This window comes from Intestinibacter sp. (assembly GCF_034113885.1).
Lineage (GTDB): Bacteria > Bacillota > Clostridia > Peptostreptococcales > Peptostreptococcaceae > Intestinibacter.
Map to the genome: position 1 here is coordinate 1 of NZ_JAXEWM010000010.1, position 6736 is coordinate 6736.

Consider the following 6736-nt stretch of genomic DNA (forward strand, 5'->3'; position numbering starts at 1 on the left):
CAGAAGAACAATTACTTATAACTTTAGGTGTTAAAGATAAGGGACCTACAACACAAATAAAAGCTTTAAAAAATGAATTAAAATATTTAGATAACCAATACAAAACTACTTCAAATGGTTCAAAAAATTTTGAAAAAACAACAGAAGGTTTAAGAACTAAAATAGAATACCTTGGCAAAAAAATTGAAGCAACAAAAACAAAACTTGATGTGTATAAAAAGCAAATGCAACAAGCACAAGAAGGAGTTGCTAAGAAAAGAGAAGAAATAGAAAAACTTAATCAAGCTGAAGGTGATAATTCTGCAGCAATCAGTAAAGCAAATAAAGACCTTGAAAAATATCAACAGAAGATGATTGAAGCACAAAGAAATATAAACCTTACAGAAACAGAATTACGTAACCTAGAAACAGAATTGGAGAATACTAATAATGCTTTAAATAATCAAGCTATAGTAAATTATCAAGCTAAAATGGCAGCTCTTAGTAGTCAACTTGAAAAAACAGGAGCTACATTAAAAACTCTTGGAACGACAATTAGTGCATTAGGTACAAAAATGATGGCATTAGCAAGTCCGATTTTAGCACTTTCTGCATATTCTGCAAAAGTTGGAATGGATTTTGAAGAGGGCATGAGTAAAGTTGAAGCTATTTCAGGAGCAACTGCTGAGGAAATGAAAAAATTAACAGAAAAAGCAAAAGAAATGGGAGTTCAAACTAAATTTAGTGCAACTGAAGCTTCAGAAGCTTTCAAGTATATGGCCATGGCAGGTTGGGATGCTAAACAAATGATGGATGGTATAGAGGGTATAATGAATTTAGCAGCTGCCTCAGGTGAAGATTTAGCATTAGTAAGTGATATTTGTACAGATGCATTAACGGCTTTTGGACTTAAAGCAAGTGATTCTGCACATTTTGCAGATGTTTTAGCAAAAGCAAGTAGTAGTGCAAACACAAATGTAAGTATGCTTGGTGAAAGTTTTAGTTATGTTGCACCAGTTGCTGGTAGTTTAGGGTTTTCTGTAGAAGATACAAGTATAGCATTAGGATTAATGGCAAATGCAAGTGTAAAGAGCAGTCAAGCAGGTACAGCACTAAGAACAGCATTAATTAATTTAGCTAAACCTACAAGTAATATGAAAAAAGCAATGGATAATTGTGGATTATCAATTACTAAATCTGATGGTTCCATGAAGTCTTTAAAAGAAATAATAGATATGTTACGAAGTGAAATGAAATCCATGGATGATGATACAAAATTAGCAGTCTTAGGTTTTGATAACATGGAAAATGTAACAGAATTAGCAAGTGAAGCAATGGAAGATTTGAGTGAAGAAGAAATAGCACAAGCAGCAGCTTTAGATGCAGGAATGGAGTATATAGAAGGATGGTCAGAGGCACAATTAGATGCTGCATTAGCTCTTTCATATTCCAAGAAAGAATTAAAAGCAATGTCCCTTGAAGAAAAACAATATGCTGTGGCTACAGAACAAGGTACAAGATTAACTGAAGGATTAACATCTGCACAACAGGCCTCAAGAGCAGCACAAGTTTTTGGAAAAGAAGCTATGGCGGGCATGCTTACCATTATAAATGCTTCTGAAGAAGATTACAATAACTTAACGAATGCCATCTATAACTGTGATGGTGCAGCAAAAGATATGGCAGAGACAATGTTGGATAACACCAAAGGGAATTTAACACTTTTCAAATCTAAACTCGAAGGGTTAGGAATACAATTAAGTGCATATATATTACCTCACATTAATAATTTAATTGATAAGTTATCACAATTAGTTGAGTGGTTTGGGAATTTATCTGAAAGCACACAAAGAAATATCTTAAAATTTGGAGCATACACATTTGGGATTGGAGCTGCATTAAAGGTTACAGGAAAATTTGTAAGTGGTGTTGGTGGATTAGTGTCCACTGGAGCAAAGTTAATAAAATTTATGTCTAGCAGTGCCTTAGTTACAAAAGCATTAGGGAAAAACTTATCTGCAACAGCAGGAACAGCAGGTGCTTTAAAAGCTGGAGTAGGTGCATTAGCCAAAGCATTTCTACCTTTAGAAATGGGAGTAGTAGCAGCAGGTACTGCTATTTATGCAGTGAAAGAACATTCTAAAGCAATGAATAATACTGTTTTGAAATCAAGTGAAGAGATGGGAGTGCTTGAAAGAGCATTTACTAAAATGGCAGGTGGAACAGTATATACAAGAAAAGAACTTGAACAAATGGGATTAGTTCAAGAAAAATTAAGTGATACTATGTCAAATGAATTTAAAGATGCTGTTAATCAAGCTACTTCTAATGTTCAAAATTTTAATTTTGAATTAAAAAAGATAAGAATTGATAGAGTTATCACACCAGAGGAAATTGATGGCTTAAAGAATAGAGTGAGTGAACTATGTAATTCAGCTATAAGTACCATAGATTCTAAGTGTAGTGAAATCCAAGAAAGTTTAGGGAAAGCTTTTAATTCAGATAGTGTATTGGATGATGATGAAACTAAGATACTAGAATATTATGCAAATTGGGGAGACACGAACAAAGCCGAAGTAACAAGAATGCAAGGGGAAATTAATGAAATTCTTAGAAAAGTTAGGGATGAAGGATATGTCCTTACTTCAGATGATGAAGCTAAAATAAAAAATTACTATGCAGAAATACAAAGAATTGAATTAGAGTTCCAGGCAAGCAATAATGAAGAAATTTTATTTGAAAAAAATAAATTTTTAAATAGAGCTAATAATTTAGACGCAGAAAGTGCATCTAAAATGCTTAAGGAAAGAAGAAAATACTATGAAGAGGAAAGAGCAGAAAAATTAGCACAATATGATACTTTAATTAATGATTTGACTCAAAATTTAGATACTATGGATACTGAGACTAGAGCAAGTGCAGAAAGAAAAATAGAATCTTTAAAACAGCAAAAGCAAGAGCAGTCTGAATTATTACAACAATATTACAATGAAGAGTATGAGGCTTTAATTAATCAAAATAAAAACTTAGAAGAGGAAATAGATAGATACAGTGGTGAAATTTTAGCAAGAAAAGATAAACAAAATGCTGAAGAACTTGAGAAATTGATGTCTCACTATGTTGGGATTAATGAAATTACAGAAAGTGGAATGACAAGGTTATATAATACTACAACACAAGCATATGAAAATGTATATGTCTGCGTAGATGATGTTACAGGTAAAATTGTAGGGTTAACTACTTTTTACGCTAATGAAACTGACATTTCAGCAAATAAAGTAACTGGAGCAACTAAAAGAATAGAAAATAGTATGAATGGATTAAGTCAAGCCGCTCAAAATGACTATAATAACATATCACGAGCACTTACTGACACTAAAAATACGCATATTGATTCAGCTAACCAAATAGTAAATGCCGATGGTAGAGTAGTAGGAAGTTTAAGAGAAGTTCAAACAACTTTCGGTGGAGTAAAAAGTGGAATAATTGATATAAATGGAACTCCAGTTAAAATATATGTCGATAAGGATGGAGTTATAACTAATGCAAATCAAATTAAAAATGCACTTGATGAAGCAGCAAGAGACAGAACAGCAAATATAAGAGTTCATTACTATTCCGATGGTCGTGGAAATGTAATTGTGAATGATAAAGTTGTTAATGGCTCTTTTGATGGTTATGCATCAGGAACTAAAAGTGCTACAAGAGGAGTGCATCTTGTAGGAGAAGAAGGACCAGAGCTTATATACTTTTCAGGTGGAGAAACAGTATTAGATGCAGAAAAAACAAAAAATATAATAACTAGTGGTGGATATTTTAATTCAGAAACTATGGAAAGTAATGAGCTTATAAACAATTACAATAATTCTTATTCATCTACTATAAATAATTATAATAGTAATTTAGATATGAATATTATGGCTAACATTGTTGCAAATGCAGTAGCAGAAGCTATTAAAGGTTTATCGATTAATATGAATGCACAAAAAGTTGCTAAAATAGTAGATAACATAAACGGTAGTACAGGAGCAATTAATAGGAGGCTAAATGGATGTTAGGACAAATAGAGTTTAATGGAATTAGGAGCTATGATGATTTTAACTTTGTTATTTCTGATATAAAGATAGGTGAACCGACTCCAAATACTATTTTTGCTTCAGTCCCTTTTCAAAATGGTGTTTACGACTTTTCTGCAATAGGAGGAGAAATAACTTATAGTACTAGAACAATACAAGTTACTTTTTTGCTAAATAAATATGAAGTATTTCAAGAAAGGATAAATAGTATATATAGCATATTTAAGAATAAACTTTATTCAGATACTTTTAAACCTTTAAAAGTGAGTTGGTTGGATGGAACATTTTCAGCTAGAGTTTCAAGTATTTCAGATATTAACCTTTTAGAAGAAGATAGAACTATAGAAGTAATTTTTATAGCCCAACCATTTAGGACTTTTGAAGAATATGAAGGAACAGATATATGGGATAATTTCAATTTTGAAACTGATTATGTACAATATAATTCTTATGATGTTGAAGACAAAAAAGAAATAGTTTTATATAATTTAAGCTCTATAAGAGCTAATCCTTATATTATTTGTAATGCTTCAGGAATGTCATTAATTTATAAAAATAAAGAATATGTACTTCAAGGGGGGAGTAATAAACCTATAAGATTAGAAAAAGGTAAAAACACAATAACAGTAAAGGGAACAGGAAACATAACATTTCTTTGGAAAAGAGAGGTGATATAGTGTACACAATATTAATAGATGGAAATATAGTAGAAGCAACAGAAAGAAAATTAACTCATAGTGAAAATGTTGCTAGTACTCTTACTTTTAATTTACTACCAAATAGTTCTTATTTTAATAGTATTGAAAGGTTTATAACTAAAGTTAAGGTTCTTGATGATGATATGGAAGAATTTGAAGGATGGATTGTTGATTGTGAAGAATGCATGACTAGTGCTGGAGAGTTTTCAAAAAAGATAACAGCTTTAAGTGTAATGGACTATCTTAACAGAATTTCAACTGGAAAGTGGGATATTCATCCCGGAAAATACACTCCTGAAGAAACAGAAGAGGAATTAAATCCTTTTATAATTTATGAAGATATGAATATAACAAAAACATTGCAATTAGCATTAAATACATATAATGCTAGTACTACAGAAGACAAAAAAATATACTTAGGAAATGTGACAGCAGAAGATACGGTATATATTCAAAGCAATAGATCGAAAGTACTTAGTTTAATACAAGAACTTGCAAGTAAGAAAGAAGCTTTCATTGATATCAGAAAAACAAATGAAAAATATTATCTAGATTTCTTAAAAGAAGTAAAGATAAATGATAATGAGATTGAATTAGGAGTAAATATGAGTTCTATTTCAAATAGCAGTACACTAGAATCTATAATAACTAGAATAATCCCAGTTGGAGCTGATGGACTTACAATAAAAAGTGTCAATAACGATGTTGAATATGTACAAGATGATGATTTGGTAAAAAAATATGGAGTAATTGATAAAGTAATTCAATGGGAAGATGTGACAATTCCTAAAAATTTGAAAGAAAAAGCAATAAAGAAATTAAAAACAATTAATGATGAGAGCTTTTCAATAGAAGTTGGTAGTTTAGATTTAAGCTATATAAATAGTAATTTTAAGAGATTTAAAAAGTCTCAAATGTGTAATATATATAATCCTATACTTAATATTTCTAAAAAATATAGAATTATAGAAATTAATATAGATATGGATAATCCATATCAAACAGAACTTACCTTTTCTAATAAGCCATGTTCAACTATTAATAGCATTACTGATATTGAAAGAGAAGTTGATGCTACACAATTAAATGCAGAAGTATTGAAAGATAGAGTATCAAGAAAAATAAGCAAGGGAGATTTTTCAACTTTATTTGAACAAACAACAAAAGAATTTAATTTTGTAATTGGCAATAATAAAACTAGCGTAACAATAGATAAAGATGGATTAACAGTAAGAAATGGAGCAATTGCAATTAAAAATTCTAAAGAGGAAACAGTTATGTGGGTTGATTCAGAAGGACATTTAACAACAAATGCTTTAAATGTTGTTGGTGATGGCCTGAATACTATAAACTTTAAAGGAAATGGAACAAAGGCTATAAACTTTAAATCTGAAGATGCAAAAAGTTTATTTCTTAATTTCTTACGAGGAACAGATACTAATAGTAGAATTGGAGTTTATGCAGAGGATTCACTTAGTGAACGTAGTTATCAATTATTTATTGAGCCTGGGTCAACCACGAGTGATAATATGCCAATGGTAATTATTAGAGGAGCTAATAGCACTAAAGAGGAAAATGAGGCATCAGAACTCCAAGTTCATGGAAGAATACGAGCAGTGGGAAAACTCTTAATTGGGTATGGAAGTACAGAAAGAGATGTTGGAGACATTCTTTCAGATTATGCGAAGAGATTACAAGCTTTAGAATCAAAATAAGTTGAGAGGAGAAAAAAATGGCAACAATTAAAGATTGTTTAAATAAAATTAAAACAGCAATATATGGCAGAGAAGTAAGGCAAAGCATAGTTGATTCAATTGAACAATGCTATAAAGATGCAACAGGACATCCAGAGAGAATCTCAGCAGGAGTAAATGAAATTAAAGAAATGGACGAAAAAGCGAACTTACTAAGTGCAAGAATGGATACTTTTACAACTCTTACTGAAGGTAGCACAACTGGAGATGCTGAACTAACAGATATTCG

The 6736-nt window shown here is 30.9% G+C and carries 4 protein-coding genes; all 4 read left to right on the top strand.

The features are described from left to right. Positions 1–4037 (top strand): phage tail tape measure protein (locus SPD90_RS00575; RefSeq protein WP_320924001.1); only part of this gene is annotated, 4037 nt, incomplete at its 5' end. Continuing rightward, positions 4031–4732 carry a hypothetical protein gene (locus tag SPD90_RS00580; RefSeq protein WP_320924002.1) on the top strand — a complete coding sequence of 234 codons (702 nt, stop codon included), beginning with the start codon at positions 4031–4033 and terminating at the stop codon, positions 4730–4732. The genes SPD90_RS00575 and SPD90_RS00580, both read left to right, overlap by 7 nt. Further along, a complete protein-coding gene (locus SPD90_RS00585; protein ID WP_320924003.1) occupies positions 4732–6468 on the top strand; it encodes a phage tail protein in 1737 nt (578 codons plus the stop codon). Before SPD90_RS00580 ends, SPD90_RS00585 begins: the two co-directional genes overlap by 1 nt. 17 nt (positions 6469–6485) lie before the next feature. Then, positions 6486–6736: hypothetical protein (locus SPD90_RS00590; protein WP_320924004.1), on the top strand; the 251-nt coding region annotated here is incomplete at its 3' end.

What these genes read in the sequence shown, in the direction of transcription:
- SPD90_RS00580 (WP_320924002.1), top strand. Translation starts at nt 4,031, where the DNA reads ATGTTAGGACAAATAGAGTTTAATGGAATTAGGAGCTATGATGATTTT.